Here is a 25,653-nt window from a genome sequence, read left to right on the forward strand (position 1 = left end):
CCGAGCCGGCGGATCAGCAGGGCCACCGCAGGCGCCGCGGCTCGGCCGGTGGCCGTCCCGTGGGCCTGGACTCGCAGGCTTACAAGGGCCGGAACGTGATCGAGCGCCAGTACGCGCACCTGAAGCAGTGGCGGGGCCTGGCGACCCGGTATGACAAGTACGCGATCGTCTACCGGGCCGCCGTGGTGTTGAATGCTGTGCTCGCGTGGTCCAAACGATTGTCAGACATGCCCTAGGGCTTCGATGACCGCGGCCTGGCTGGGCGTTGCCGGGTTCGTGGCGGCCTCTCGACGCACCGCGTCGCGGATCGCTTCGGGCACTCGCACGTTCAGGGCCACGGTCGGCGCCCCACGCCGCGCCAGGGGCGCATACCCACCGGCCGGGTCCGAGGTCGTTGCCGGTTCTGCGGGGATCACCGCTCCGGGAGCCGGGGTCTGGGGGGCCGGGGTGGGCTTGCGTCGCTGTGCTCGCAGACTCAGGTCGGGCTCAAGCTGCTTCTCGTTCATGCGGTGATCCTTTCGAAGATGAGGCCGGCCAGGTCGGCGTAGGCGGAGGCGACGGGTTCGCGCATCTCATAGTGGCCCAGCCAGTCGCAGGCCAGACGTGCACCGGGGACGATGGAGCGGGCCGGCACCAGGGGGGTGAGCAGCAGCCCGGTCTCGCGCAGCTCCCAGCAGGGCCATGGACTGTTTGAACGCGGCCACGCTGCGGCAGGCTCCGTGCACCCCGACGCAGTCGTCCGAGGCGGGGCGGGCCGCATAGATCACCCGTCTGCGGCGGTGAACGCGTTGGGGGTCAACGGCCCGCCCTGACGGTCGGGGCAGTGGACGACGAGCTGTGGATGCCGCGAGCGAGACGAAGGGCGGGGGCTTCTCGTCTCCGCCTCTATCGTCGGGTCCCCGCGCCCTCCGGCCGACCCCATCCATGACGGCGCGGGGCTGCCGGCGTTCCGGACGGGCCCGGTTGACCGGCCTGCGATCACCCCACCGGCCCCGGGGACAGGGTCCACGTCGAGAGCAGCCGACCCAGCAGGCAGCCCCGCCCGGCCACCCTCAGTCCCGTGGCGTGACCGAGCGCAGCGCGAGCTCGGTGAGGACGGCCGCCTCGAGGGCCTCGCGTCCCTTGTCCTCTCGGGATCCGGGCAGGCCCGCCCGGTCGCGGGCCTGCTGGTCGGTGTCCACGGTGAGCACGCCGAAGCCCACGGGAACGCCGGTGCGCACCGAGACCTCCGTCACGCCCTGGGTCACGGACTGGCACACGTAGTCGAAGTGCGGGGTGTCCCCGCGCACCACGACGCCGAGGACCACGACGACGTCGAAGCGCTCCGCCAGCCGCGCCGCAGCGACGGTGAGCTCGACGGTGCCGGGCACGCGCACGAGCACGGGCTCCAGGCCCAGGTCGGCCGCGGCGGCCTGCGCCCCGGCGATCAGCCCGTCCATGATCTCCGTGTGCCACTGGGCGGCGACGATCGCCACGTTCAGGCCGCTCGCAGCGGCGGGGTCGGGGGTGAAGGTCGGGGCTCCGGCGCCGCTCATGGGGTGTCCTCCTGGTGGGTGGGGTGGGTCGGGTCGGTGGTCGGGTCATCGGCCGGCGTGGCGGGGCCGCCGGTGGCCGTCGGCGGTTCGAGCACGCGGTCCGCCAGGGCGTGGGCCATGCGGTCCCGCTTGGTGCGCAGGTAGACGACGTTGTGCTCGGTGACGGGCGTGGGGGCCGGGACACGCTCGACGACGTCGATGCCGGCCGCCCGCAGCCCCGCGACCTTCGCGGGGTTGTTGGTGACGAGGCGGACGCGCCGATGGCCGGCGGCCGTGAGGACGGCGGCGGCCCCGGCCCAGTCGCGCGCCTCGGCGGGCAGACCGAGGGCGAGGTTGGCCTCGACGGTGTCCATCCCCTCCTCCTGGAGCCGGTAGGCGCGGATCTTGTTGGCCAGGCCGATGCCGCGTCCTTCGTGGCCCCGGAGGTAGAGGACGGCGCCGCCCTCGGCCGCCGCGCGGGCCAGGGCGTCCTCGAGCTGGGGGCCGCATTCGCAGCGCAGGGAGCCGAGCACGTCGCCGGTGAGGCACTCCGAGTGCACGCGGACGGTGAGGGGCCGCTCCGGGTCGGTCTCCCCCGCCACGAGCAGCAGGTGCTCAGCCCCGGTCTCGGCGTCCACGTGCACGCTCACGCGGAACAGGCCGTGCCGGGTCGGCAGGGTGGCCTCGGCGGGGACGGCGGTCAGGGTCGGCGTCGTCTCCTCCAGGTGGGCCACGAGGTCCTCGATGGAGATCAGCACGAGGCCGTGCTCGTCGGAGAACTCCCGCAGGGCGGGCAGGCGCATCATGGTGCCGTCGTCGTGGACGAGCTCGGCGATGGCGGCCACGGGCGCGACGCCGGCCAGGCGGCACAGCTCGACGCCGGCCTCGGTGTGGCCGCGGCGGGCCCGGACGCCGCCGGGGACGGCGCGCAGAGGGAACACGTGACCGGGCCGGGTCAGGTCACCGGGGGCGGCACCGGGGTCGGCGAGCACGCGGAGGGTGCGGGTGCGGTCGGCGGCGGAGATGCCGGTGGTGACGCCGGCGGCGGCGTCCACGCTCACGGTGTAGGCGGTGCCCTTGGGGTCCTCGTTGACGGTGGTCATGGGCGGCAGGGCCAGGCGGTCGGCCAGGCCGGCCGGCAGGGGCGCGCAGATGACGCCCGAGGTGTGGCGGACGGTGAAGGCGGTGACCTCGTCGGTGGCCAGGGCGGCCGCGTAGATCAGGTCGCCCTCGTTCTCGCGGTCGGCGTCGTCCACGACGACGACGGGCCGGCCGGCGGCGATCGCGGCGATCGCCGCGGGGACGGGGTCCAGACGGATGTGCTCGCTCACGGGCGGGCCTCCTCGGTGGGTGCGGCGGGGGCGGACGGGATGAGCGCGAGACGCTCGGCGTACCGGGCGAGCACGTCGGTCTCGAGGTTGACGCGGTCGCCCGGCCGCAGGGCGCCCAGGGTGGTGGCCTCGAGCGTGGCCGGGATGATGCCGACCTCGAACCAGTGCGCGGCCGCGCCCGGGTCGGAGACGGCGGTGACGGTGAGGGAGACGCCCTGCAGGGCGATGGCCCCCTGCGCGGGGACGTAGCGGGCCAGGCGGGCGGGCAGGCCGATGCGCAGAGTGGTCCAGGCCCCGTGCGGGGTGACCGCGAGGACCTCGCCGGTCCCGTCCACGTGGCCCTGGACCACGTGCCCGTCCAGGTGGTCGGTGGGGCGCAGGCAGCGCTCGAGGTTGACCCGGTCCCCCGGGGCGCGGTCGCCGAGGCTGGTCATGCGCAGCGTCTGGCCCATGAGGTCGGCACGGAACACGCCGGGGCGCTCCGTGGGCTCGTCGAGGGCCGTGAGGCACACGCCGTCGACGGCGAGCGAGCCGCCGGCGGGCAGCCCGTCGAGGGCGCCGCCGGCGTCGAGGGTCAGCAGGGCGGTGTCGGCGGCCGCGTCGTGCTCGAGGGCGACGACGGTGCCGAGATGGGTGACGATGCCGGTGAACACTCAGTCCTCCTGGAAACGGGTCGGGGCGGGGGCGGTGGGCAGGCGCGGGGCCGGCACCGGGCTCAGGTGGGTCCAGACGTCGACGCCGAGGGCACGGACGGGGCCGCCCTCCGCGGGGTCGGGGTGCCAGCGCAGTCCCTCGGACAGCGTGGCGACGTCCAGGCCGGCGACGGCGGCGCGGCCCGGGCCGAGCAGCAGGGGCGCGGTGTAGACCATGAGCTCGTCCACGAGGCCGGCGCGCAGCCACGCGCCGAGCACGCGGGGCCCGCCCTCGATGAGCACGTGCTCGGCACGGCGGCCGTGGGGCCAGGGCCCGGGGTGGGCCGCGAGCGCGGCCAGGACGGCGTGCGGGTCGTGGTCGAGGACCTCCAGCACCACCGGGTGGGTGCGCAGGGCGGCGCCGTCGGGCACGGGCCGGTGACCCTGGACGACGGGCACGGGCTGGTGCGCGAGTTCGGCGCCGACGGCGTCACGGGCGGTGAGGCGGGGGTCGTCGGCCAGGACGGTCCCCGTGCCGACGACGATGGCGTCGACGCGGGAGCGCACCTCGTGGGCGTGGACGCGGGAGTCCGGGCCGGTGATCCACTGGCTCGTGCCGTCGGCGGCCGCGGCGTGGCCGTCGAGGGACTGAGCGAGGTGCCCGGTCACCCACGGACGGCCTGCGTCGCGGACCTCGCGCCAGCGGGCGGTGAGCGTGAGGGCGGCCGCCTCGCCGGTGGGGCCGGTGACGTGCACCCCGTGCGCGGCGAGGCGGGCCGCGCCGCCGCCGTCGTGACCGGTGGGGTCCGCGACGGCGTAGCGCAGTGCGCCGATCCCCGCGTCCAGGACGGCCTGCGAGCAGGGGCCGGTGCTGCCGGTGTGGTCACAGGGCTCGAGGGTGACGTGCAGCGTCAGGCCGGCGTGGTCGAGGGCAGCCAGGGCCGGATCCGCGGCGCGGGCGGCCCGCCAGCGGGTCAGGGCGTCGACCTCGGCGTGGGCGGTCCCCCGTCCGCGGTGGTGCCCGACGGCCAGGATGCGGCCGGCCGCGTCGGTCAGGACGGCCCCGACGAGGGGGTTGGCGCCGCGCACGCCGCGCAGCGCGGCGCCGACGGCGAGGTCCATGGGGTCGGCGGACGGGGTCTCGGCGGCGTTCATCGGGCGACGTCCCCCTCGGGGCCGTCCGGCAGCAGCGTCTCCACGGCGGGCTTGTCCCGGTCTGTGGCGCGCAGCCACACGAAGAAGCCGATCAGGGTGAAGGCGCCGTAGAAGGCGTACATGACGGCCGAGGCGTAGTAGCCGGTGCTCCACAGCAGGGGCACGCCGACGACGTCCACGGCCACCCAGATCAGCCAGAACTCCACCCAGCCGCGCGCCATGCCGTAGGTCGCCAGCAGCGATCCCACGAACGTCCAGGCGTCCGCCCACACCGGCTCCCACGAACCCAGCGCGCGGAACACGGGGGTGAGGGCGACGGTGCCGACCGCCATGGCCGTCACGAGGAACACGCGCCCGCGCCAGCCGGCCCACTCCGGGGTGATGGCGGGAGCGTCCTCGGCGTGGCCCCGACGGGCCTGACGCCAGCGCACCCAGCCGTAGACGGAGACGGCGATGAACATGACCTGTCGGCCGGCCTGACCGAGCAGGGTGGCGTGATCGGCCCCCGTGAACAGGGAGGCGAGGAAGACCGTCAGCAGGATGAGGTTGCCGAGGATGCCCACGGGCCAGGCCCAGACCCTGCGCGCCATGCCGCCCAGGGCGGAGGCGAGGCCGAAGACGTTGCCCAGCACCTCGCGCATGAGCAGGCCGCCGCCGGCGACCGGGATGGTCCAGTTGAACGCGTCCACCAGCCAGTCCATGACCGTGACGCCACCTCCTCGGATCGGGACTCCGAGGGGTGCGCTCCGCAGCCCTCCCGCGCAGGGCGCGGAACGGCTCCGCCGCGTGCCTCTCCCATCCCGACTGTACGGTCGGCACCGGAATTCCACCGGTCAGGCCGCTCGGCACCGCCTCGGATGAGGACGGGCCGCGCGGTTAGCGGGCTGTCACCGCCGGTGCGGACTTCCACCGCATCTCGGAGCACGTTGCTGTCCAGCAGTATCGCACGCCCGGCCGGCCGCGCATGCCGGACGTCGCCGGACGACGCCGGGCGACGTCCGGCGCGGCGGGCGGGCGACGGCGTCGCCGGGCTCAGTGGCAGGCGCGGGCGGCGGCGGTGCGCAGGCCGGCGAGCGCGGCGTCGGGGTCCTCGGCGCCGAACACCGCGGAGCCGGCCACGAACACGTCGGCCCCGGCCTCGGCCGCGCGTTCGATGGTCTCGCGGTTCACGCCGCCGTCAACCTGGAGGGCCAGCGGGGCGGGCCCGCCGTCGAGGGCGCGGCGGGCCCGGCGGATTTTCGGCAGCACGACGTCGAGGAACGCCTGCCCCCCGAAGCCGGGCTCCACGGTCATCAGCAGGAGCATGTCCAGCTCCGGGAGCATGTCCAGGTAGGGCTCGACCGCGGTCGCCGGCCGCAGCGCCATGCCGGCCTTCGCTCCGGCCGCGCGCAGCTCGCGGGCCAGTCGGACGGGCGCGGCCGAGGCCTCGGCGTGGAAGGTGACGGACTCGGCCCCCGCCTCCGCGTAGCCGGGCGCCCAGCGGTCGGCGTCCTCGATCATCAGGTGGAGGTCCAGCGGCAGGTCCGTGGCGCGTCGGATCGCCTCGACCACGGGCAGGCCGAGGGTGAGGTTCGGGACGAAGTGGTTGTCCATGACGTCCACGTGCACCGCGTCCGCGCTGGGGATGCGGGCCAGCTCGTCGGCGAGGCGGGCGAAGTCCGCGGACAGGATCGAGGGGTGCAGGCGCGGGGCGCGGGCGGTCATGGTCGGGTCCTCTCGGTCAGGCGCCGGGGGCGCGCAGCAGGGCCAGGAACATGGCGTCGGTGCCGTGCCGGTGCGGCCAGAGCTGGGCCGTTCGGGCGACCACATCGGCTGGCTCCGGCGCGCCGGCGGGTTCGGCCTCGTCCAGGCGCAGGTCGTCGAGCGCGACGGTGTCGAGGGCAGTGCGGGCGTCGAGCAGCTCCAGCTCGGGGTGGCGGCGCACGAGGTCCTGGACCTGGACGACGGTCTCCGCGACGTGCGGGGAGCAGGTGACATAGGCGAGCACGCCGCCGGGGGCGAGGACGGCGACCGCCGCGTCGAGCAGGTCGGCCTGCAGGCCGGTGAGCTCGGCGAGGTCGGCCGGGGTGCGGCGCCAGCGCGACTCGGGTCGGCGGCGCAGCGCACCGAGGCCGGTGCAGGGGGCGTCCACGAGGACGCGGTCGAACGCCGGGGCCGCCTCGGGGGCGTCGGCGATCGTGCGACCGTCCCCGGTCCGGACGGTCCAGGCGTCGGCGGGCACGGCGGCGAGTGCCTGCCGGACGAGGTCGGCGCGGTGCGGGGCGACCTCGTTGGCCACGAGCGTCGCCCCCCGCTCGGCGGCGAGGGCGGCCAGCAGGGCCGCCTTGCCGCCAGGGCCGGCGCACAGGTCGAGCCAGCGCTCGGCCCGCCCCTCGGCCGCGGGGACGGGTGCCTGGGCCAGGGCACGGGCGGTGAGCTGGGAGCCGGCGTCCTGGACGCGGAGCACGCCCTCGCGCACCCCGGGCAGACGGCCGGCGTCGCCGCCGGAGTGCAGGGCGGAGTCCGGGGCCAGCGGCCCGGGTTCGGCGCCGTCGTCCAGGGCCGCGGCGAGCGCCTCGGCCCCACCGGCCACGGGCAGGGCGACGAGGTTGACCACGGGCGGGGCGTTGTCCGCCTCGAGCAGGGCGGCCAGCTCGGCGTCGCGGTCGGCGGTGTGGCGGGTGCCGCGGTGGGCGGCCAGGGCCTGGCGCAGCGCGCGGACGATCCACACCGGGTGCGAGGCGCGGACGGCCAGGGCGGCGTCGCCGCCGTCGGCGGGGGCGACGTCGGCCAGCCACTCCTCGAGGGGGCGTTCGGCGACCCGACGCAGCACCGCGTTCACGAACCCGGAGGCGCCGGCCCCGATCTCGGCGCGCACGAGGGAGACGGTGGCGTCGAGGGCGGCGTGGGCGGGCACGCGCATGCCCAGCAGCTGGTGGGCGCCGAGCCGCAGGGCGTCGAGCACGGGTGGGTCGATCTTCTCGAGCGGGCGGTCCACGCAGCGGGTCAGGATCGCGTCGTACAGGCCGAGCCCACGCAGGGTGCCGTAGGCGAGTTCGGTGGCGAAGCCGGCGTCGCGCCGGTCGAGGCGGGCCTGGCGGATGCGCGCCGGGAGGACCAGGTTCGCGTACGCGTCCTCGGCATGGACGGAGCGGACCACCCCGAACGCGACGCGGCGCGCCGGGTCGGCGGTGCGGGAGCGCTGTGACGGCGCCTGCGCCGAGTACTTCCGTCCGGCGCCGGAGCGACCCCGGTTGCGGGTGCGCCCCTGCGCGTCGCGGCGGTCCTGGGCGTCCGGCCGGGGTGCGCGGCCGCGTTCCCCGCGGGCCCCTCGCTCGCCCCGGCCCTGTCCTGGCTGTCCTTCGCGGCTCATGCGCGTGCCTCCTCGTCCTGTGCCGTGGCGTTCCGCGCGGCCTGGCGTGCCGCCGCCCGGGCGGCGGCCTCCTGGCGGGCCTGGTCTTCGTGGTGGGCGAGCGCCTCCCCGGCCAGCAGCGCGGCCCCGGGGGCGGCGCCGCGCGCCCAGTCGGCGGCCGGCATCAGCTTCCTGCCCGCCGGCTGGACGCGGGAGAGCCGGACGGCCCCGTCGGTGGTGCGCAGCCAGGCGGCCTTCGCGGCCACCAGGATCTGTCCGGGAACCGCGGCGTCGAGGGCGGTGGGCCAGCCGTCGTCGCCGGGGCGGACCGGGGCGACGCCGTCGATCTTGAAGCGGGCCGGGGCGGCGCCGTCGTCCGCGGTCAGCCAGCCCCAGGCGCCGGGCTCGGGGGTGACGCCGTTGATCCGGGCGGCCACCTCGGCCGCCGGGCGGGCGGGGTCCACCAGGCCGTCTGCGGCCGTGAGCTTCGGCGCGTGGGTGGGTTCGCCGCGCTGGGGCGTGGCCGTCGCGGTGCCGGCCGCCAGGCGGTCGAGCACGTCGATCACGAGCGGGCCGCCGCGCTCGGCGAGGTCGGTGAGCACGGCCCCGGCGGTCTCGTCGGACGTGACGGGGCGGGTGAGCCGGGCGAAGACGGGCCCGGTGTCCAGGCCCTCTTCGAGCTGGAACACGTCGGCGGCGATCTCGGTCTCCCCGGCCATCACGGCGCGCTGAACGGGGGCGGCGCCGCGGTAGGCCGGCAGCGCGGAGAAGTGCAGGTTGAGCCAGCCGTGGCGCGGGATCTGCAGGGCCTCGGCGGGCACGAGCGCCCCGTAGGCGACGACGGCGGCCACGTCTGCCTCGAGCGCGCGGATCGCCTGGAGGGCATCGGCACCCTCGGGTCCGCGGAGTCGGTCGGCCTTGAGCACGGGCAGGCCGGCCTCCTCGGCCACGACCGCGACCGGCGACGGGGTCAGCACCCGCCGGCGCCCGACCGGGGCGTCCGGCCGGGTGAGCACGCCGACGACCTCGTGGGGCGAGTCGAGCAGGGCGCGCAGCACGGGCACGGCGGTCTCGGGCGTGCCGGCGTAGAGCACGCGCAGGGGCGTCGGGGCGGTCATCGGGCGGCTCCTGTTCCGGCGGCGGGGGCGGCGGGGGCGCCGAAGACCGAGCTGACGGCGGCCGCGCGCTCGGCCCCGATGCGGCGAGCGGCGCGGTCCACCTCGCCGGCGCGCATGCGGCGGCGGGCCTCACGGCGTTCCTCGCCGTCGAGGCGGTCGACGTAGAGGATCCCGTCGAGGTGGTCGGTCTCGTGCTGGAGACAGCGGGCGAGCAGGCCGGTCCCCCGATGCTCCACCGGGTTCCCGTCGACGTCGGTGCCGCGGACGACGGCTTCGGCGGCGCGCGCCGGGTGGTAGCGCAGCCCCGGCACGGACAGACACCCCTCGCCCGGCTCCCGCAGCGCCTGCCCGGCGGTCTCGAGCACGGGATTGACCACATGCCCGGCGACGCCGGCGACGTCGAACACGAAGACGCGCAGGCCCACGCCCACCTGGGGCGCGGCCAGGCCCACACCCCCGACGGCGTGCATCGTCTCGATCATGTCCGCCACGAGGGCACGCACGTCCGCCCCCGCAGGCACGGGCGACGCGGCGGTGCGCAGGACGGGGTCGGGGACGGTGCGGACGGGCAGGACGGTCACGCCGTCACCCTATCGCCGCCCTCGGCGGCGGACGCCGGGCGCGACGACGACCCGTCGGGCACCACGTCCGGGGCGGCGTGGGAGCCGCCGCCGAAGGCCGCGGCGCGCACGGCCTGCAGGCCGGTGGCCGCCGACGCCGGGGCCGACGGCGGAGGCGGGCCGATGACGCGGAGCGCGGGGCCGGCGTCGTCCACGGCCTGCGCGTGCTTCCAGACCTGGCGCAGGGCCCAGAACTTGTGCCAGTGGCGGGGCAGCACGCCCGGGTTGGCCTGGTGCACGGCGACCTCGGTCTCCCCCAGGGCGACGCCGAGCAGCATCTCGGCCTGACCGTGCCGCCACTCCTCCCAGGTGCCGGCCTCGGGGTCCACGAGGGACTCCTCCGCCTTCAGGCCGGCGGTCAGCTGCATGACCACCTTGGGGTCGAGCGCCTTGACCCGTCCGTCCCGCCCCGTGCCCTTCGTCTTGTAGTCGATCAGGCACAGCCGGCCGCCGATCCGGGCGACGAGGTCCAGCGTGCCCGCGTAGCCCACCGTGTGGTTCCAGACGGTGATCTCGGCCGCGATCGGCCGGACGTCGTAGAGGTCCCACCACTCGTCGAAGCGGTCCGCGTAGGCGCCCTCGCCGTGCTCGATCAGCCGGGCCCGGGCCTCCGCCATGGTGTGGGGGCGGCCGAGGGCGCGCTGGGCGACCTGCTCGGCGTAGTCGTGCACGCGGTCCCCGCGCTCGGCCGCGGCGTCCCGGTAGCGAGCGGCGGCGTCGGCGGACTGCCGGGCCACCTGCTTCAGGCGCGCCGCGGAGCCCACGGATTCCGCCAGGCGCGGATCCTGGGTTACGGACTGGGCCGCCATCCACCCGACCCAGCCGTCCAGGTCCGTCTTCTCCATGCCGATCACGGTGGTGATGGACGGGACCTCGGGCAGGCCCGAGAGGGAGCGCGCGTACATGCGTCCGTGGGGGGTCTGATGCGCGAGGCGTGGCTGGGTCATGGTCAGCCATTCTGGCAGGGTCCGCGGACCCCCGACGGGGTGGCCCGACACGCCAGCAGACGCCGATTTTGCATCCGGGCTCAGATGGCCTAGAGTTCTTTCTCGTTGGAAAACGCAGGTGAGCGGCTCGGAGGAGCGGATCCCGGCGGCACCGACACGCGGATGTAGCTCAGTTGGCTAGAGCGCCACCTTGCCAAGGTGGAGGTCGCGAGTTCGAATCTCGTCATCCGCTCGCTCAACCTTCACCCCTGGTCGGGTGGCCGAGAGGCGAGGCAGCGGCCTGCAAAGCCGTATACGCGGGTTCGAATCCCGTCCCGACCTCGCAGGCTTCTCCGACCGGGAGTGGCGGCATGTTCACCACCTCCTCGGAGTTGGACGAGCGCGATTGGCGCAGCGGTAGCGCGCTTCCCTGACACGGAAGAGGTCACTGGTTCGAACCCAGTATCGCGCACGGAGACGATCCGTGAGGATCGACTCAGGCGGATGTAGCTCAGTTGGCTAGAGCGCCACCTTGCCAAGGTGGAGGTCGCGAGTTCGAATCTCGTCATCCGCTCCGATCTGAAGGCCCCTCCCCTCGGGAGGGGCCTTCGTCGTGTCCGGCGGCCCGCATCCGCCCGGGCGAGGCCCGCCTCGGCGACGAGGGGCCGGGCAGGACGTCACGTTACGTCCCGCCCGGCCCCGGGTGGCGACCAGGCCGGCTCACTTGTGCTCGGCGACGCCCGTCTGGCCCTCGCGCACGAGCGCCGTCATACGGGAGACCGTGCGGAAGTACTTCTTCATGTACCCGCCGTGCATCATCTCCTGCGTGAACAGGGCGTCGAAGGGCACGCCGGAGGCGAGGACGGGCACGTCCTTGTCGTACAGGCGGTCCGCGAACACCACGAAGCGCAGGGCCGTGGCCTGCTCCGTGATGGTGTGCACGTCGTGGAGGGCGAGCACGTCCACGTCCTTGACGAGCTCGCGGTAGCGGGAGGGATGCACGCGGGAGAGCATCGCGGTGAGGTCCGCGAAGTCGTCCACGGCGAGCACGCCCGCGTCGGGGAAGTTCTCCCGGGCGGTGGCCTCGACGGCGGCGTCGTCCAGCGGCGACGGGGCGGCGGAGAGGCCGCGGTGGCGGTAGTCCTCGCCGTCCACGCGGATGACCTCGAACTGGTCGGCCAGGACCTGGATCTCGCGCTTGAAGTCCTGCGCCGCGAAGCGCCCCTCGCCGAGCGAGCCCGGCAGGGTGTTGGAGGTCGCCACCAGGCGCACGCCGGCGTCGGCCAGCTCGCGCATGAGCCGGGACATCAGCACGGTGTCCCCCGGGTCGTCGAGCTCGAACTCGTCGATGCACACGAGGGTGTACTCCTTGAGCTCGTCCACCGCCTTGCGGAAGGACAGGGCGCCCACGAGGTTGGTGTACTCCACGAACGTGCCGAACGCCTTGGGCCCGGGGGCCGCGTGCCACGTCGAGGCCAGCAGGTGGGTCTTGCCGACGCCGAAGCCGCCGTCGAGGTAGATGCCGGCCGGCCCCGCCGCCCGCTTCTTCCCGCCGAACAGGCCGCCGAGGAACCCGCCGCCCGAGCCGCCCCGGCCGAGGTCTGCCGCGAACCGGCGCAGCCGCTCCACGGCCTGTGCCTGCGAGGGGTGCGCGGGGTCCGGGATGTAGGTGTCGAAGGACACCGTGCCGAAGCGGTACGAGGGGTGGAAGCCGGCCAGCAGCTGGTCCGGGGTGACCTGCGGCGAACGGTCGGCGAGGTGGACGATCTGAGCCACGGGACACTCCCAGGGTCGACGACGGGGATTCCGGGCCATGCTATCGGGCCGCGCACCCGACCCATGTGACCTCGCGTGTCCTGGACTGAGGCGCCCCTACCCTCTTAGGTGACACCGATGTGCCGTAATCTGTCGCGCAGGGCACGGACACGGAACCCGCCGTCGTCGTGCCGCCCGCCCCGGGCCCGTGCGGGCCCGCCCGACGCGAAGGAAGGCAGTGCCATGACCGATACCGCCGCGAAGTTCTCCGAGTACGCCCACCCCGAGAAGCTGGTGTCCACGCAGTGGGTCGCCGACCATGTCGACGACGAGGACGTCGTGGTCCTCGAGTCCAACGAGGACGCACTCCTCTACTCCACCGGCCACATCCCCGGCGCCCAGCGCGTCGACTGGCACACCGAGCTCAACGATCCCGTCAGCCGCGACTTCGTCGGCCCCGAGGCCTTCGCCGAGGTCGCCGCCTCCAAGGGGATCTCCCGGGACACCACCGTGGTGTTCTACGGCGACAAGTCCAACTGGTGGGCCGCCTACGCGCTGTGGGTGTTCACCCTCTACGGCCATGAGGACCTGCGCCTGATGGACGGCGGCCGTGACAAGTGGATCGCGGAGGGACGCGAGACCACCCGCGAGGTCCCGACCGTGGCCCGCGCGGAGTACCCGGTGATCGAGCGCGACGACCACACCGATCGCGCCGCCCGCGAGGACGTCCTGCAGGCCATCGGGACCACCCCGCTGATCGACGTCCGCTCCCGTCCCGAGTACACGGGCGAGACCACGCACATGGCCGGCTACCCGCAGGAGGGCACCCTGCGCGGCGGCCACATCCCCACGGCGGCGTCCGTGCCGTGGGCGTCCGCGGCCAACGAGGACGGCACCTTCAAGTCCCGCGCCGAGCTGGAGCAGGTCTACCGCACCGACGCCGGGCTGCGGGAGGGTGACGACGTGATCGCCTACTGCCGCATCGGCGAGCGCTCCTCCCACACCTGGTTCGTGCTCAAGTACCTGCTCGGCCACGAGGACGTCCGCAACTACGACGGCTCCTGGACCGAGTGGGGCAACGCCGTGCGCCTGCCGATCGCCGTCGGCGAAGAGCCGGGCGAGGCCCCCGCGCGCTGAGCCCCGGCACGGCGTGGATCACTAGACTGGGACACCATGACCGAGAACCACGCCGTGCCCGCCGCCCTGGCCGAGATCATCGACGACTTCGCCGGGGTGCCCGATCCCGAGAAGCTCGAGCTGCTGCTGGAGTTCTCGGACGAGCTGCCGGCGCTGCCGGAGCGCTACGACGGCCACGAGGCCGAGATGGAGCAGGTCGTGGAGTGTCAGACCCCGCTGTTCCTGGCCGTCGAACTCGAGGGTGAGCCCGGCCCGCAGGCCCCGGTCCGCCTCTTCATCACCGCTCCCCCGGAGGCGCCCACCACGCGCGGCTTCGCCTCCGTGCTCACCCAGGGCCTGGACGGGCTGAGCGCCCTCGAGGTCGTGGACGTGCCCGAAGACATCCCCACCCGCCTCGGCCTGGCCAAGGCCCTCACCCCCCTGCGCCTGCGCGGCATGTCCGCCATGCTCGGCCGCATCAAGCGCAACGTGCGCGAGCAGGCCGGGATCGCCTGAGTCCGCCGTGGGCCAGCGCAAGAAGGATCGCGGCGCCCGGCACGGGGCGGCCACGCCGGCCGTCGCCGCACTCGAGGCCGCCGGGGTCCCGTACCGGCTGCACACCTTCGACGTGGCCCTCGACGCCGGCGGCGAGCGGTTCGGCGTCCAGGTCGCCCGGGCGCTCAGCGTGCCCGCCGACCGACTGTTCAAGACGCTGATGGTGGCGGACCCCGACGGCGCGCTCGCCGCATGCGTGGTGCCCGTGTCCGGTCAGCTGGACCTGCGGGCCGCCGCCGCGGTGCTGGGCGTCAAGCGACTCGCCCTGGCGGATCTGGCCGTCGTCGAACGCCGGACCGGCTACGTGCGGGGCGGCGTCTCGCCCCTGGGCCAGCGCCGGCCCCACCCCGTCGTCCTGGACTCCTCCGCTCTCGACGCGGAACTCATGTACGTCTCCGGCGGGCAACGCGGCCTGGATGTCGAGATCGCCCCCGCCGACCTCGTGCAGGTGACGGGCGCCGTCGTCGCGGAGATCGCGGCGGACTGACGGGCGAGTCCTGCGGCGGACCGGTCAGGCGTCGTCGCGCGCCTGGCGGCGCACCGCGACCATGCGCTGGCCGACGGTGACCAAGGACGCGGCGGCGAGCAGCCCCAAGGTGACGGCCAGGACGACCGGGGGCAGACCGAGGCCGGTGAGGCCGGCGACCACGAGGGTGGCCACGAGCCGTTCCGCTCGCTCGGCGATGCCCACGTGCGCGTCCCAGCCGAGGGCCTCCGCCTTGGCACGCACATAGGAGACGAGCATGCCCAGGGCGAGGCAGGCCCCGGAGAGCGCGCCGACCGCGGGTGCGGCGCCGACGCCGAAGCCCCACAGGCACAGCCCGAGGAACACGGCCGCGTCCTGCACACGGTCCAGGGTGGAGTCGAGGAACGCGCCCCAGCGGCCGGTGGACCCGGCCTCGCGCGCCATGATCCCGTCCACCAGGTCCGAGAACACGAACGCGGTGATGAAGAGCGTGCCCCAGAACAGGTGCCCCAGGGGGAACAGCACGAGCGCGCCCAGGCTCACGCCGAGCGTGCCCACGACCGTCACGGTGTCCGGACTGACCCCGGCCCGCAGGAGCGTACGGGCCACCGGGGTGAACAGGCGGGTGGTGACGCCGCGCGCGTGACGGTCCAGCATCAGGCGGGGCCTCCGGCCCCCGGGCGAGGATGCTCGCCCGCGGCACGGGCGTTGGCCGCCTGGCGCGCGGCGTGGTCCCGGGCGGCCCGGTCCCAGACGTCCGCGAGGATCTGCCGGGTCTCCCCCAGGGTCTGCGACATGTTCTTGGTCCGGGCGATGATCGGCAGGAAGTTGCCGTCGCCGGTCCACCGCGGCACCACGTGCTGGTGCAGATGGGCCGCGATCCCGGCGCCGGCCACCGCCCCCTGGTTCATGCCGAGGTTGTAGCCGGACGCGCCGGCGGCCTGGCCGAGGGCGAGCATCGCCGTCTGGGTCAGCTCCGCCATCTCGGCGGCCTCCTCCGTGGTGGTGTCCGTGTACAGGGGCACGTGGCGGTAGGGGCAGACGAGCAGGTGACCGGGGTTGTACGGGTACAGGTTCAGCACCACGTAGGCGGTGCGGCCGCGGTGGACGATGAGGGAGTCCTCATCGTCGCGCTGCGGGGCCGCGCAGAACGGGCAGGTGTGCTCGTCCTTGACCTGGCCCGTCCCCTTGGACACGTACGCCATGCGGTGGGCGTTCCAGAACCGCTCGAAGGCGTCCGGGGCGCCGGGCAGCTCGAAGCCGTCCGTGGCGGCGGCGTCCGCCGACGCGCGGGCCTGCGCCCGCGCGTCGGATCCGCCGGTGCCGGGGCTGGTCATGGGGTGACCTCGCGCTCGCGCACCGCCTTCACGATGCGTTCGATCGCCTCCTCCACCGGCACGCCGTTGTCCTGGGTGCCGTCGCGGAAGCGGAAGGACACGGCGCCCGCCTCCCTGTCCTCGCCGCCGGCGATCAGCACGAACGGCGCCTTCTCCTTGGCCGCGGTGCGGATCTTCTTCGGGAAGCGGTCCGAGGAGTCGTCCAGGCGCGCCCGGATCCCCTCGGCACGCAGCTTCGCGACGACGTCGTCCAGGTAGTCGTTGAATGCCTCGGCCACCGGGATGGCCACGACCTGCTCCGGGGCAAGCCAGGCCGGGAACGCGCCGGCGTAGTGCTCGGTGAGGACGCCCAGGAAGCGCTCGATGGAGCCGAAGAGGGCGCGGTGGATCATCACGGGGCGCTGACGGGTGCCGTCGGCGGCCTGGTACTCGAGGTCGAAGCGCTCGGGCAGGTTGAAGTCCAGCTGGATGGTGGACATCTGCCACGTACGGCCGATGGCGTCCCGGGCCTGGACCGAGATCTTCGGGCCGTAGAACGCGGCGCCGCCCGGATCCGGGACGAGCTGCAGACCGGAGGCCTCCGCGACCTCGGCGAGGGTGCGGGTGGCCTCCTCCCAGATCTCGTCGGAGCCGACGAACTTCTCCGGGTCCTTCGTGGAGAGCTCGAGGTAGAAGTCGTTGAGGCCGTAGTCCTTGAGCAGGTCGAGGACGAAGTTGAGCGTGGTGGTCAGCTCCTCCTTCATCTGCTCGCGGGTGCAGTAGATGTGGGCGTCGTCCTGGGTCATGCCGCGCACGCGCGTGAGCCCGTGGACCACGCCGGACTTCTCGTACCGGTACACGGAGCCGAACTCGAACAGCCGCAGCGGCAGCTCACGGTAGGACCGGCCGCGGGAGCGGTAGATCAGATTGTGCATGGGGCAGTTCATCGGCTTGAGGTAGTAGTTCTGCCCCTGGCGCGTGATCTCGCCGGTCTCGGGATCACGGACCTCGTCGATGCGCATGGGCGGGAACATGCCGTCCGCGTACCAGTCGAGGTGGCCGGACACCTCGTAGAGGTGCTGCTTGGTGATGTGCGGGGTGTAGACGAACTCGTAGCCGGCCTCGGTGTGGCGCCGACGGGAGTAGTCCTCCATCTCCTTGCGGATGATGCCGCCGCGCGGGTGGAACACGGGCAGGCCGGAGCCGAGCTCGTCCGGGAAGGAGAAGAGATCCAGCTCGGCGCCGAGCTTGCGGTGGTCGCGGCGCTCGGCCTCGGCGAGGCGCTCCTGGTAGGCCTTGAGGTCGTCCTTGCTGGCCCAGGCGGTGCCGTAGATGCGCTGCAGCTGCTTGTTCTTCTCGTTGCCGAGCCAGTAGGCGGCGGCGGAGCGGGTGAGCGCGAAGCCGTTGCCGATGAGCTTGGTGGAGGGCAGGTGCGGGCCGCGGCAGAGGTCGCACCACACGGCGTCGCCGGTCTTGCGGTCCACGTTGTCGTAGATGGTGATCTCCCCGGCCCCGACCTCCACGGAGGCGCCCTCGCCGGCGGTGTCCGCGGCGTCCTTCTTGCCGAGCAGCTCGAGCTTGTAGGGCTCGTCCGCCATCTCGGCGCGGGCGGTCTCCTCGTCCACGACGCGGCGGCGGAAGGTCTGGCCGGACTTCACCATCTTCTGCATGAGCGAGGAGATCTGCTTGAGGTCCTCGGGGGTGAAGGGCTCGTCGACGTCGAAGTCGAAGTAGAAGCCGTCCGTGATGTACGGGCCGATGCCGAGCTTGGCGCCCGGACGCAGCTGCTGCACGGCCTGGGCCATCACGTGGGCGGTGGAGTGCCGCAGCACCTCGAGGCCCTCGGGCTCCGTGATGTCCACCGACTCGACGGACGCGCCGGCGGGGATCTCGCGGGCCAGGTCCCAGAGCAGGCCGTCCACCCGCATGACGGCGGTGGTCGGCTTCTCGCGGAAGAGGTCGAGGCCGGTGGTGCCGTGCGTCACCTCCCGCAGCTCTCCGTCCACGGTCAGCAGGATGTTCTTCGGCTCCGACACGGTGCTCCTTCGAGGTCTGGCTTCGGGATCGGTGGCGTACGGGGGCCACCGTCGGCCGCGTCCCATTCTAGGGGCGCGGCCGGACGGCGGGGCACGGAGGCGGACGGTCTCATCTGTCCGGGGTGGGCAGCAGCTCCCACGTCTCCGGGTGGGGCACCGGGATCGGGGGGTGCTCCGGAGCGGGCCGATCGGGTGCCGTGCGGCCGGGGCGGGCCCCGCCGGCCGGCCCGACGTCGGTGCGCACCTTCACGGGCCAGCCGCCCGTGCCGTGGTGCGGGATGTCCGGCAGGGGCTGCGTCCCGGTGCCCGCCCGGCCGCTGCGGCGCGCGGCGGCGGCTCGGCGGTCCGCCGCGAGCCAGTCCCGCCACTGCTGCCGGGTGGCGTCCAGGTAGTCGGGGTCCGGGAGCGTCTCGGGCCGGTGCAGGTCCCAGGCGCGCACGGCCTGGACGGACACGGCCCGGTCGCCGGTGCGCCGGACGGTGCCCTCGATCAGCAGGAGGCGGGCGGAGAAGAGCATCTCCCCGGAGGCGTGCTGGGCCTCGGTGAAGAAGGAGGCGTCCACGCAGCCGGTGCCGTCGTCCACGGAGAGGAACACCACCCGCTTGCCGCTGCGCATGGGCGGGGTCTGGGTGGCCACGCGCACCCCGGCCACGAGCACCCGGGACTGCGTGCGCAGCCCGAGCAGGTCCTTCGCCCGGGTGACGCCGAGCGCGTCCAGGTACGGGGCGTGGGAGTCCATGAGGTGGGCGGTGACGTCCAGGGCGGTGAGCTCCAGCTCGGTGCGGACCCGGGCGGCCGGGCCCGGGTCCGGGAAGAGCGGGGCGAGGGCGGTGAGCTCGGTGTCCGGCAGGTCCAGGGACAGCTGGCCCTCCACCTGCCGTGGACGGGCGGACCGCGAGCGCGGGGCGGTGCGGCCGGGGGCGGTGCCGCGGGTGGTGGAGTGCTGGAGTTCGAGGTGGTGGACGAGGTCGGTGCGGGAGGCGCCGCCGGGTGGGAGGAGGCAGTCGAGGGCGCCGAGCTGGGCGAGACGTTCGAGGTTGCGGGCGGTGGGGCGGGCGCGGTCGCGGACGTCGGCGAGGGAGCGGTAGGGGCGGCCGGCGTCGAGGCGGTCGGTCTCGGCTTCGCTGAGTCCGGAGAGGCTGGTGAGGGGCAGGCGGATGCCCCAGCGGCCGGGGGCGCCGTCGTCGACCTCGGGGTGGGCGGGGACCCATTCGACGTGGACGTGGCGGGAGGAGGCGTTGACGTCCACGGGGAGGACGGGGATGCCCATGCGGCGGGCCTCGGCGACCATGAGGCGGGCGGGGTACATGCCGGGGTCGTGTTCGAGGATGGCGGCCATGAAGGCGGCGGGGTGGTGGGTCTTGAGCCAGGCGGAGTGGTAGGTGGGGACGGCGAAGGCGGCGCCGTGGGCCTTGCAGAAGCCGAAGGAGCCGAAGGCGGAGAGGGTGGCCCAGACCTCGTCGATGACGTCGAGGGAGTAGCCGCGGGCGAGGGCGCCGGTGCGGAAGGCCTCTTCGACGAGGTGTTCCTGCGGGCCGCCGAGGAGGCGGCGGTGCTCGTCGGCGCGGGCCAGTCCGCAGCCGGTCATGACGTCCATGGTGCGCAGGTCCTGTTCGTGGAAGACGGTGACCCCGTGGGTCTCGGCGAGGACGGGCCGCAGGTCGGGGTGCGGGTAGTGGGCGGGTGCCCAGCCGTGCCGCTGTTCGAGGAAGGGTCGGACCATGTCGGACTGCATGGGGCCGGGGCGGAAGAGGGAGATGTCCACGGTGAGGTCGTTGAACTCGCGGGGGGCGAGTTTGCCGACGAGTTCGCGCTGGCCCGGGGACTCGATCTGGAAGCAGCCGAGGGTGTGGGTGGTGCGGATCATCGCGTAGGTGGCGTCGTCGTCGAGGGGCACCTGTTCGAGGTCGATGCGCTCGCCCGTGGTGCGTTCGACCTCGGCGATCGTGTAGGCGATGGCGGACTGCATGCGCACGCCGAGGATGTCGAGCTTGAGGAAGCCCATGGGGTCCATGTCGTGCTTGTCGAACTGGCTCATGGGCAGGCCCATGCCGGAGGGCTGGACGGGGGTGCGGTGCAGCAGGGTGGCGTCGCCGAGGATGACGCCGCAGGGGTGCATGGAGATGTGGCGGGGCAGGCGGTCGAGGCGTTCGGTGAGGTCGACGAGCAAGTCCAGCTGGCGGTCGCCCTCGGCGCGGCCGGACTCGATGCGGCGGGAGAGGCCGCCGAGTTCGGGCATGCGCTGGAGGGCTTCGCGGAAGTTCGAGGCGGAGAAGCGCCAGAGCTGCTTGGCGATGGCGTCCACCTCGGGTTCGGGCATGCCGAGGGCGAGGCCGGCGTCGCGGACGGCGCCGCGGGCCCGGTAGGCGTTCTGCATGCTCATGAGGGTGGTGCGCTCGGCGCCGAAGCGTTCGACGACGGCGTGGTAGATCTCGTGGCGGCGGGCGGACTCCACGTCGATGTCGATGTCCGGGAGGGTGGAGCGGTCGGTGGAGAGGAAGCGCTCCATGATCAGGCCGTTGGCCATGGGGTCGACATGGGAGATGCGCAGGGCGTGGTTGACGAGGGAGGAGGCGCCGGAGCCGCGGGCGGCCACGCGGATGCCCATGCCCTCGATGAGGTCGACGACGGCGGCCACGGTGAGGAAGTAGGAGGAGAAGCCGAGTCGGGTGATGATGCCGAGCTCGTGTTCGGCGCGGTCCTGCAGGTCTCGGGCCGCCTGGCTGGTGCCGGGGAGGCCTCCTCCGGTGTGGAGGTGGGGGTAGCGGGCGAGGAGGCCGGTGCGGGTGCGCTCGCGCAGCACGTGCTCCGGGGGGCCGTCGATGCCGATGACGGCGGCCTCGGGGACGCGAGGCACGCCCCAGCCGAGGTCGGTCTCGGGGTCGAGTGCGCAGGCCTCGGCGAGGCGGCGGGTGGCCTCGAGCAGGGGGGCGGGGCGGTCGTCGGCGGCGGAGGCGACCTCGTGGGCGATGCGGTGCATGGCGGCGGTGGACTTGAGCCAGCCCTGCCCGTTGGGCTGCAGGTCGTGGAGGGCGTCGAGGGAGCTGAGGGCGCGGACGGCGTCGAGGACGTCCGCGGTGGCGGCACCGTCCGGGGCCGCGTAGCGCACGGCGTTGGTCAGGACGGCGGGGATGCGGGCCTGGCGGGCGGCGCGGAGGGTCTTCACGGCGTGCCCGGTGTCGAGGCGGTGGCCGGGGGCGGAGAGGTGGGTGACGACGTCGGCGTGGGGGCTGCCTGCGGGCAGGGCCGCCTTCCAGCGGCGCAGGGCGGCGAGGCCGGCCGCGTACCGGCGGCGGGCCAGGTGGCGGCCGACGTCCGAGTCCGGGCCGAGGAGGACGAACAGCTCGGGGGTGGGCGGGTTGTCCCGGTTGGCGGCGGTGGGGACCCGGCCGGCCGCCGCGGCGGCGAGCTCGGCGACGCTGGCCCACGGGCTGCCGCCCGCCGCTCCCCCGGTGGTGCGGGCGTGGGCGGCGGAGACGAGCTCACACAGGGAGCGGTAGCCGGAGCCATGACAGCCTCCTCGGGCGAGCACGACCACGCGGCCGGCGTCCTCGTCCTCGCTCCACCGGACGGCCAGGTCCACGCCCACGATCGGGGTGATGCCGTGGCGCAGGCAGGCGCCCACGTGTTTGGCCATGCCGTAGAGCCCGTCCCGGTCGGTGCAGGCCAGCAGGTCCATGTCCGCGGCCGCGGCGGCGGCCACGAGGTCCTCGGGCCAGCTGACCCCGTAATGGGCACTGAACGCGGAGGCGACGTGCAGGTGGGCGAAGGGGGCGGCGGTGCGTCCGGCCGCGGCGGCCTGGCTCATGCCGACCGCCTCAGGTCCTGGGCGTGCTCGTGGACGCGCACGAGCCGCCACCGGCCGGAGTCCAGGTGGTGGGCGACGTCGAGGGTCTGCAGGGGCGCGGCGCCGGCCCGGGCCAGGCGGACCTGCAGCCGCCACATCTCGTGGTCGACGAGACCGGCGCCGCGGCCCTTCTCCGCGCGGACCTCCTCCGCCCACCAGCGGCGCCGCTCGAACCAGCGCACGGGGCGCTCTGCGAGGACGTAGTCCCGCCCGTTCCAGCGCAGCCCCTGCGGGGTACCGTCTGCCCCGCACTCCACCGCCACCGACTGTGTGAGGACTCCCATTCTGCTTCTCTCCCTGTGCACTGCTGACCGGACCGACGACGGGATGCCGTCGGGCGATGGGAGCGCGGCCCGTCCGGCGGACCGGACGCGGGGAAGAAGTGGGAAGGTGGGGCCGCACCCCCGATCGTACTCGAATATGTGTTCGAATGCGATGGAGGCGAACGTAGGGTGGCCGCCGGACACGTTAAGGACGCATCGCCCCGAGACGAGCGAGGCCGGGAACGCCCTTTTCGTGAGACCGGCTGGCCGAGTCCTGGCGGGGGACCTCGAATCCGACCCTGGGGCGCACATGCACGAGAAAATCGTCTCTTGGGCCGGAAGAAGTGCGTCGGCACGGCCCTGTGGACAATGCGAGCAGGACCACAATCCGTCTGCGTATACTCCGAACCAACCGGGCCTCGCATGCCACGGGCACCGCGCTGCGGGATCAGCGCGGGAGGCGCGGACACACGACGGACGTCCAGTTGGAGGGGAAATGTCTCTCACCGCACCCGGGCGCGCCCTGCGCCGCCACCGATTCGCCCAGGCCGGCACGCTCAGCGTGGCCTTGGCGCTCGCGCTGACCGCCTGCGGCGGACAGTCCGAGCCCGCCGAGTCGTCGACGACGTCGCCCTCGTCCGCCAAGCCCGCCGTCGAGACGTCCGCGCCCGCGAGCACGAGCGAGACCGCAGGCGTCAGCTCATCCCCCGCGGCCACGACGAGCGGGTCCGGCGAATACATGCCCGCGTCTGCCGACGGCCCCGCTCAGAACGTGCCCAAGCCGGAGATGCCCGCCGCCATGAAGGAAGAGACCAAGGAGGGCGCCGAGGCGGCGATTCGCTATTTCTGGGAGGCCATTTACTACACTGACCAGACCGGAGAAACTGCTGATTTTGATTCGACATACAGCGAATACTGCGAGCTTTGCCAAGCCGTATCCGACTCAACTGCCCAACACTACAAAGAAGGTGGCTGGTCGACGGGAGAGCGCACCTCGATCAAATCGTTGACTCTCACCCCGTCAGAGTTTGGCTACACCGCTACTCTTGTTCGTGACGCATCCGCTGTAGAGGTCTTCGACTCGCAGGGCGTTAGAGACGACTCTGCCAGTGGGGTGGAAACTCACGACGAGACCTGGCTGGCCGACGTAGTCTACGAACCCTCCAAGGGCCACTGGGTGATCGATGAGATGCAAAATCACCAGGATGCTCAATAATGCCTTCCATCCCGCGTATTTTGATTGCGATAGTAACTGCTTGCATTGCCCTAACGCTGATTCAAGCGCCATCGGCACACGCACAGCGCGCGAAGCCCTGCACCGATGTTCCCATTAGTGGCAAGCGAGAAGACGTCGAATTTAGGATTCGAACGCAGTGCAAGAAACAGTCGCGAACACAGCCCCCTCAGCCGGCCTCCGAACCGGTATCAGAAGTTGCCGCTCCAAGAGCCAGAGAAAAGCCGGCAATCGAGCAGCGCACTGTAGACGCCTGTTTTCCGAATCAAGAGAATAATTCCGATTTTGGGACGTGTCGCGAACAGACCGAGGCCTTTTGCCCAGAAGGGGCATGGGTACGTGAGCAGTTCGTCGACACAACTCGCCCAGATAGGGATCCCTATTACAGCCGGCCGGAATGCGTTACTGCGGGTTCGCCAGCCCCAGCAGCAGACGGCGCCCCGCCCGTCTCCATCGACGAGGTCCGCACGCTCCTCGTGCTGGAGCCTGAGATCCGGTCGGACAACGGCGGACGCGGGATCCGCAATGCGGAGACCAACTTCTACGCAGACGCCGAGACGCGCACGCTCGTCACCACCCTCAACGGGGTCGAGGTCGAACTCCGCGCCACGCCGGTGAGCTTCCACTGGGATTACGGGGACGGGTCCCCCACCAAGACCACCTCGGTCGCAGGCCAGAGCCAGCCGGAGTTCAACGTCCCCACCCCCACGAGCCACGTGTACGAGGACACCGGGCAGTACACGGTCCGCCTCACCACCGTGTACATCGGCGAATACCGGGAGGCCGGGGGCGAGTGGGTGCTCATCCCGGGCACCATCAGCCTCGACTCGGCCCCTGTCACCGCGAACATCTGGCGCACCATCACCCGCAATGTCGCCGATGACTGCAGCGTCGACTCCTCAGCCTGGGGCTGCACCGGCCCCATCGAATCCGCTCCGGCCGGCTGAGCACAGACCGCGGGGCGGCCGACGGTCTCCCGTCCACCGCCCCGCGGCCCACTCGTCGGCCGGGTGTGTCAGACCTGGCGCACCCGCCCCCGGGCCATGAGCACGAGTCCCGCGCCGAGGGCCGCGAGCGCTCCGAGCGCGCCCGCCGGAACTTCACGCCCGGTCTCGACCGTGTCCGGGGTCGTGTGGGCCTCCTCCCCGCCCGTTCCCTCCCCCGGTTCCTCCCCGGCCACGGGGGCCGGAGTGTCGACGGGCTCCTGCTCGGCGGGCGGCACCGGGTCCGCCTCACCGGGAGACGGGGCGTCCTCCTCCGCCGGCACGTTCAGGGCCCGGGGCTTCTGCCCGTCCGCGAGCAACTCGACGAGCGCGAAGACGTCGGACCGCTCCGCGTCCTGGGTGATGATGACGTCCTCACTCTTAGTCACCCCGTCCAGCGACCAGTCGAGGACGAGGCGATCGTCGGTCGGGTATGTCGCGTCGGCGAGGTAGTGAAACCCGGTGAAGAAGTCCAACGTGGTGTCGCGCCAGAGGGCACCCCAGCGCGGACCCCACGAGAGTTCCGCGACCGCCGCGTCGTCGCCCAGGCCTTCGGACCGGAACGGCAGCAGCACGCCCGGCTCGGCGTGCTGCAGCGTGAGGAACCGCTCGGGGTAGTCCCCGAACACGGGGTCGGCCAGGCTGTGCTCGCCCCACGCGAAGACGAGCCCGGCAGAAGGGCCTATGTCGCCCTCCGGAGTGCCGGCGGCCTCGTCATAGAGGGCGGCGGCCACCGGGGTACCGTCCACGGACAGGGTGAACAGGAGATGACCGTCTCCGGCCTCGCCGAGCAGCGCCCGCGCATCCGCCACGCGCACCGCACCGAGGTCTGAGTAGACGTCGTCGTACACCAACGGGACGGCCACCTGGTCACCGTGGCCGGTCTCCATGCTGTACGGGGCGACGGTGAGCGCGATCTGGTCCTGACGCAGGTCGAAGAAGCCCTCCATGACGACGAGGCCCGGCACCATCTGGCGGAACGTGCCGGAACGGATGCCCTGCTCGGGAGTCCAGCGGGAGGCCAGGTCAGGCAGCTCGAAGCCCGGGCCGGGCGCCGGCTCCGGGCCCCACGCGCAGTCACACACCCCCTCGGAGACGGTGGGTCCCGCCTCTTCCACGGCGACGGCGGGCGCGGCCCCGGCGAAGAGACTCACGGTCAGGATCGCGGCGGCGGCGAGACGGGCGGGGCGGGTGGTCGGGACGAACGGGCGGGTGGACACCTTGAACGAGGACGGGGACGACATCATGGCAGGACGCTCCTGGTGAATGGCCACGCGGGCTCGGGTGACGGACTGCGGTTCACCGGCCTCACCGTGGCACCCCTCCAAAAGATGCGGCGCTCATACCGGCCCGGTGACACCCACGCTACGCAGAGCCCATTCTCAGGGGGAGTTCAGAACGGTCTCGGATCCGTCTCGATCCGGTCACGATGCCGCGGCACCGCGCTCCCGCGTC

25 protein-coding genes, 4 tRNA genes and 1 riboswitch are annotated in these 25,653 nt (G+C 73.4%); of the genes, 10 read left to right on the forward strand and 19 right to left on the reverse strand.

Features of this window, described 5'->3' with window-relative positions:
• A partial coding sequence (locus tag FLM69_RS01445; protein WP_141842767.1) for a transposase occupies positions 1-236 on the forward strand: 236 nt, incomplete at its 5' end.
• Here the strand turns inward: FLM69_RS01445 and FLM69_RS01450 are convergent.
• The 12 genes from FLM69_RS01450 to FLM69_RS01505 all read right to left on the reverse strand — a co-directional run bounded on the left by FLM69_RS01450 (position 222) and on the right by FLM69_RS01505 (position 10,648).
• The gene (locus FLM69_RS01450; protein ID WP_080696003.1) at positions 222-506 is read right to left on the reverse strand and encodes a hypothetical protein; all 285 of its coding nucleotides are present in this window, start codon (positions 504-506) and stop codon (positions 222-224) included. The two genes, FLM69_RS01445 and FLM69_RS01450, sit on opposite strands and share 15 nt — an antisense overlap.
• Positions 503-634, reverse strand: a complete 132-nt coding sequence (locus FLM69_RS11475; protein WP_255502645.1) for a hypothetical protein — start codon at positions 632-634, stop codon at positions 503-505. The genes FLM69_RS01450 and FLM69_RS11475 overlap by 4 nt, the downstream gene beginning before the upstream one ends.
• Before the next feature lie 418 nt (positions 635-1,052).
• Positions 1,053-1,535, reverse strand: coding sequence for a 6,7-dimethyl-8-ribityllumazine synthase (ribH, locus tag FLM69_RS01460; protein WP_036383758.1), 483 nt, complete (start codon positions 1,533-1,535; stop codon positions 1,053-1,055).
• Positions 1,532-2,845, reverse strand: coding sequence for a 3,4-dihydroxy-2-butanone-4-phosphate synthase (ribB, locus tag FLM69_RS01465; protein WP_141842768.1), 1,314 nt, complete (start codon positions 2,843-2,845; stop codon positions 1,532-1,534). Before ribB ends, ribH begins: the two co-directional genes overlap by 4 nt.
• On the reverse strand, positions 2,842-3,498 hold the full coding sequence (locus FLM69_RS01470) for a riboflavin synthase (RefSeq protein ID WP_010078770.1): 657 nt from the start codon (positions 3,496-3,498) through the stop codon (positions 2,842-2,844). Before FLM69_RS01470 ends, ribB begins: the two co-directional genes overlap by 4 nt.
• Entirely contained in the window at positions 3,499-4,632 is a 1,134-nt protein-coding gene (gene ribD, locus FLM69_RS01475) for a bifunctional diaminohydroxyphosphoribosylaminopyrimidine deaminase/5-amino-6-(5-phosphoribosylamino)uracil reductase RibD (protein ID WP_141842769.1), read from the reverse strand.
• Positions 4,629-5,333: a nicotinamide riboside transporter PnuC gene (pnuC, locus tag FLM69_RS01480; protein WP_095695671.1), complete on the reverse strand. Its 705-nt coding sequence runs from the start codon at positions 5,331-5,333 to the stop codon at positions 4,629-4,631. The genes ribD and pnuC overlap by 4 nt, the downstream gene beginning before the upstream one ends.
• 82 nt (positions 5,334-5,415) lie before the next feature.
• Positions 5,416-5,560: riboswitch (FMN riboswitch) on the reverse strand.
• Between the two features lie 104 nt (positions 5,561-5,664).
• Positions 5,665-6,336, reverse strand: a complete 672-nt coding sequence (rpe, locus tag FLM69_RS01485) for a ribulose-phosphate 3-epimerase (protein WP_141842770.1) — start codon at positions 6,334-6,336, stop codon at positions 5,665-5,667.
• 16 nt (positions 6,337-6,352) lie between these two features.
• Positions 6,353-7,984 carry an RsmB/NOP family class I SAM-dependent RNA methyltransferase gene (locus FLM69_RS01490; protein WP_141842771.1) on the reverse strand — a complete coding sequence of 544 codons (1,632 nt, stop codon included), beginning with the start codon at positions 7,982-7,984 and terminating at the stop codon, positions 6,353-6,355.
• On the reverse strand, positions 7,981-9,063 hold the full coding sequence (locus FLM69_RS01495; RefSeq protein ID WP_255502648.1) for a methionyl-tRNA formyltransferase: 1,083 nt from the start codon (positions 9,061-9,063) through the stop codon (positions 7,981-7,983). Before FLM69_RS01495 ends, FLM69_RS01490 begins: the two co-directional genes overlap by 4 nt.
• A gap of 14 nt (positions 9,064-9,077) precedes the next feature.
• Positions 9,078-9,662, reverse strand: coding sequence for a peptide deformylase (gene def / locus FLM69_RS01500; RefSeq protein ID WP_141842773.1), 585 nt, complete (start codon positions 9,660-9,662; stop codon positions 9,078-9,080).
• Positions 9,659-10,648: a cytochrome gene (locus tag FLM69_RS01505; protein ID WP_141842774.1), complete on the reverse strand. Its 990-nt coding sequence runs from the start codon at positions 10,646-10,648 to the stop codon at positions 9,659-9,661. The genes def and FLM69_RS01505 overlap by 4 nt, the downstream gene beginning before the upstream one ends.
• 158 nt (positions 10,649-10,806) lie before the next feature.
• Here FLM69_RS01505 and FLM69_RS01510 point away from each other — a divergent pair.
• The 4 genes from FLM69_RS01510 (at position 10,807) to FLM69_RS01525 (ending at position 11,201) form a co-directional block, all read left to right on the forward strand.
• Positions 10,807-10,880 (forward strand) — tRNA-Gly (locus tag FLM69_RS01510).
• A gap of 18 nt (positions 10,881-10,898) precedes the next feature.
• Positions 10,899-10,969 (forward strand) — tRNA-Cys (locus FLM69_RS01515).
• 58 nt (positions 10,970-11,027) lie between these two features.
• Positions 11,028-11,099, forward strand: a tRNA-Val gene (locus FLM69_RS01520).
• 28 nt (positions 11,100-11,127) lie between these two features.
• Positions 11,128-11,201 (forward strand) — tRNA-Gly (locus FLM69_RS01525).
• Positions 11,202-11,347: 146 nt separating this feature from the next.
• On the opposite strand, the gene zapE is transcribed toward FLM69_RS01525, so the two are convergent.
• The gene (gene zapE / locus FLM69_RS01530; RefSeq protein ID WP_095695666.1) at positions 11,348-12,403 is read right to left on the reverse strand and encodes a cell division protein ZapE; all 1,056 of its coding nucleotides are present in this window, start codon (positions 12,401-12,403) and stop codon (positions 11,348-11,350) included.
• Positions 12,404-12,625: 222 nt separating this feature from the next.
• Here zapE and FLM69_RS01535 point away from each other — a divergent pair, with 222 nt between their 5' ends.
• From FLM69_RS01535 to FLM69_RS01545, 3 genes are read left to right on the forward strand one after another with little or no spacing between them, the layout of a single operon-like run.
• Positions 12,626-13,519, forward strand: coding sequence for a sulfurtransferase (locus FLM69_RS01535; protein ID WP_141842775.1), 894 nt, complete (start codon positions 12,626-12,628; stop codon positions 13,517-13,519).
• A 36-nt stretch (positions 13,520-13,555) separates the two neighbouring features.
• Positions 13,556-14,014, forward strand: a complete 459-nt coding sequence (locus tag FLM69_RS01540; protein WP_020624761.1) for a SufE family protein — start codon at positions 13,556-13,558, stop codon at positions 14,012-14,014.
• Between the two features lie 7 nt (positions 14,015-14,021).
• The gene (locus FLM69_RS01545; RefSeq protein WP_069941367.1) at positions 14,022-14,540 is read left to right on the forward strand and encodes an aminoacyl-tRNA deacylase; all 519 of its coding nucleotides are present in this window, start codon (positions 14,022-14,024) and stop codon (positions 14,538-14,540) included.
• 24 nt (positions 14,541-14,564) lie between these two features.
• On the opposite strand, the gene pgsA is transcribed toward FLM69_RS01545, so the two are convergent.
• The 5 genes from pgsA to FLM69_RS01570 form a co-directional block, all read right to left on the reverse strand.
• On the reverse strand, positions 14,565-15,176 hold the full coding sequence (gene pgsA / locus FLM69_RS01550; protein ID WP_063189619.1) for a phosphatidylinositol phosphate synthase: 612 nt from the start codon (positions 15,174-15,176) through the stop codon (positions 14,565-14,567).
• The gene (locus FLM69_RS01555; protein ID WP_036340811.1) at positions 15,176-15,856 is read right to left on the reverse strand and encodes an HIT domain-containing protein; all 681 of its coding nucleotides are present in this window, start codon (positions 15,854-15,856) and stop codon (positions 15,176-15,178) included. The genes pgsA and FLM69_RS01555 overlap by 1 nt, the downstream gene beginning before the upstream one ends.
• Positions 15,853-17,871, reverse strand: coding sequence for a threonine--tRNA ligase (gene thrS / locus FLM69_RS01560; RefSeq protein WP_141842776.1), 2,019 nt, complete (start codon positions 17,869-17,871; stop codon positions 15,853-15,855). Before thrS ends, FLM69_RS01555 begins: the two co-directional genes overlap by 4 nt.
• A gap of 109 nt (positions 17,872-17,980) precedes the next feature.
• Entirely contained in the window at positions 17,981-21,679 is a 3,699-nt protein-coding gene (locus tag FLM69_RS01565; protein ID WP_141842777.1) for a DNA polymerase III subunit alpha, read from the reverse strand.
• Positions 21,676-22,002 carry a DUF6504 family protein gene (locus FLM69_RS01570; RefSeq protein ID WP_036338972.1) on the reverse strand — a complete coding sequence of 109 codons (327 nt, stop codon included), beginning with the start codon at positions 22,000-22,002 and terminating at the stop codon, positions 21,676-21,678. The genes FLM69_RS01565 and FLM69_RS01570 overlap by 4 nt, the downstream gene beginning before the upstream one ends.
• Positions 22,003-22,477: 475 nt before the next feature.
• On the opposite strand from FLM69_RS01570, the gene FLM69_RS01575 reads away from it, so the two are divergent.
• Positions 22,478-23,197, forward strand: a complete 720-nt coding sequence (locus tag FLM69_RS01575; protein ID WP_141842778.1) for a DUF6318 family protein — start codon at positions 22,478-22,480, stop codon at positions 23,195-23,197.
• Between the two features lie 494 nt (positions 23,198-23,691).
• On the forward strand, positions 23,692-24,162 hold the full coding sequence (locus tag FLM69_RS01580) for a PKD domain-containing protein (protein ID WP_004167595.1): 471 nt from the start codon (positions 23,692-23,694) through the stop codon (positions 24,160-24,162).
• Positions 24,163-24,230: 68 nt separating this feature from the next.
• Here FLM69_RS01580 and FLM69_RS11480 read toward each other — a convergent pair whose 3' ends face one another.
• On the reverse strand, positions 24,231-25,445 hold the full coding sequence (locus FLM69_RS11480) for a hypothetical protein (protein ID WP_255502646.1): 1,215 nt from the start codon (positions 25,443-25,445) through the stop codon (positions 24,231-24,233).
• Positions 25,446-25,653: the final 208 nt, after the last annotated feature.

It is taken from the genome of Micrococcus sp. R8502A1 (genome assembly GCF_006704135.1).
GTDB lineage: Bacteria > Actinomycetota > Actinomycetes > Actinomycetales > Micrococcaceae > Micrococcus > Micrococcus luteus.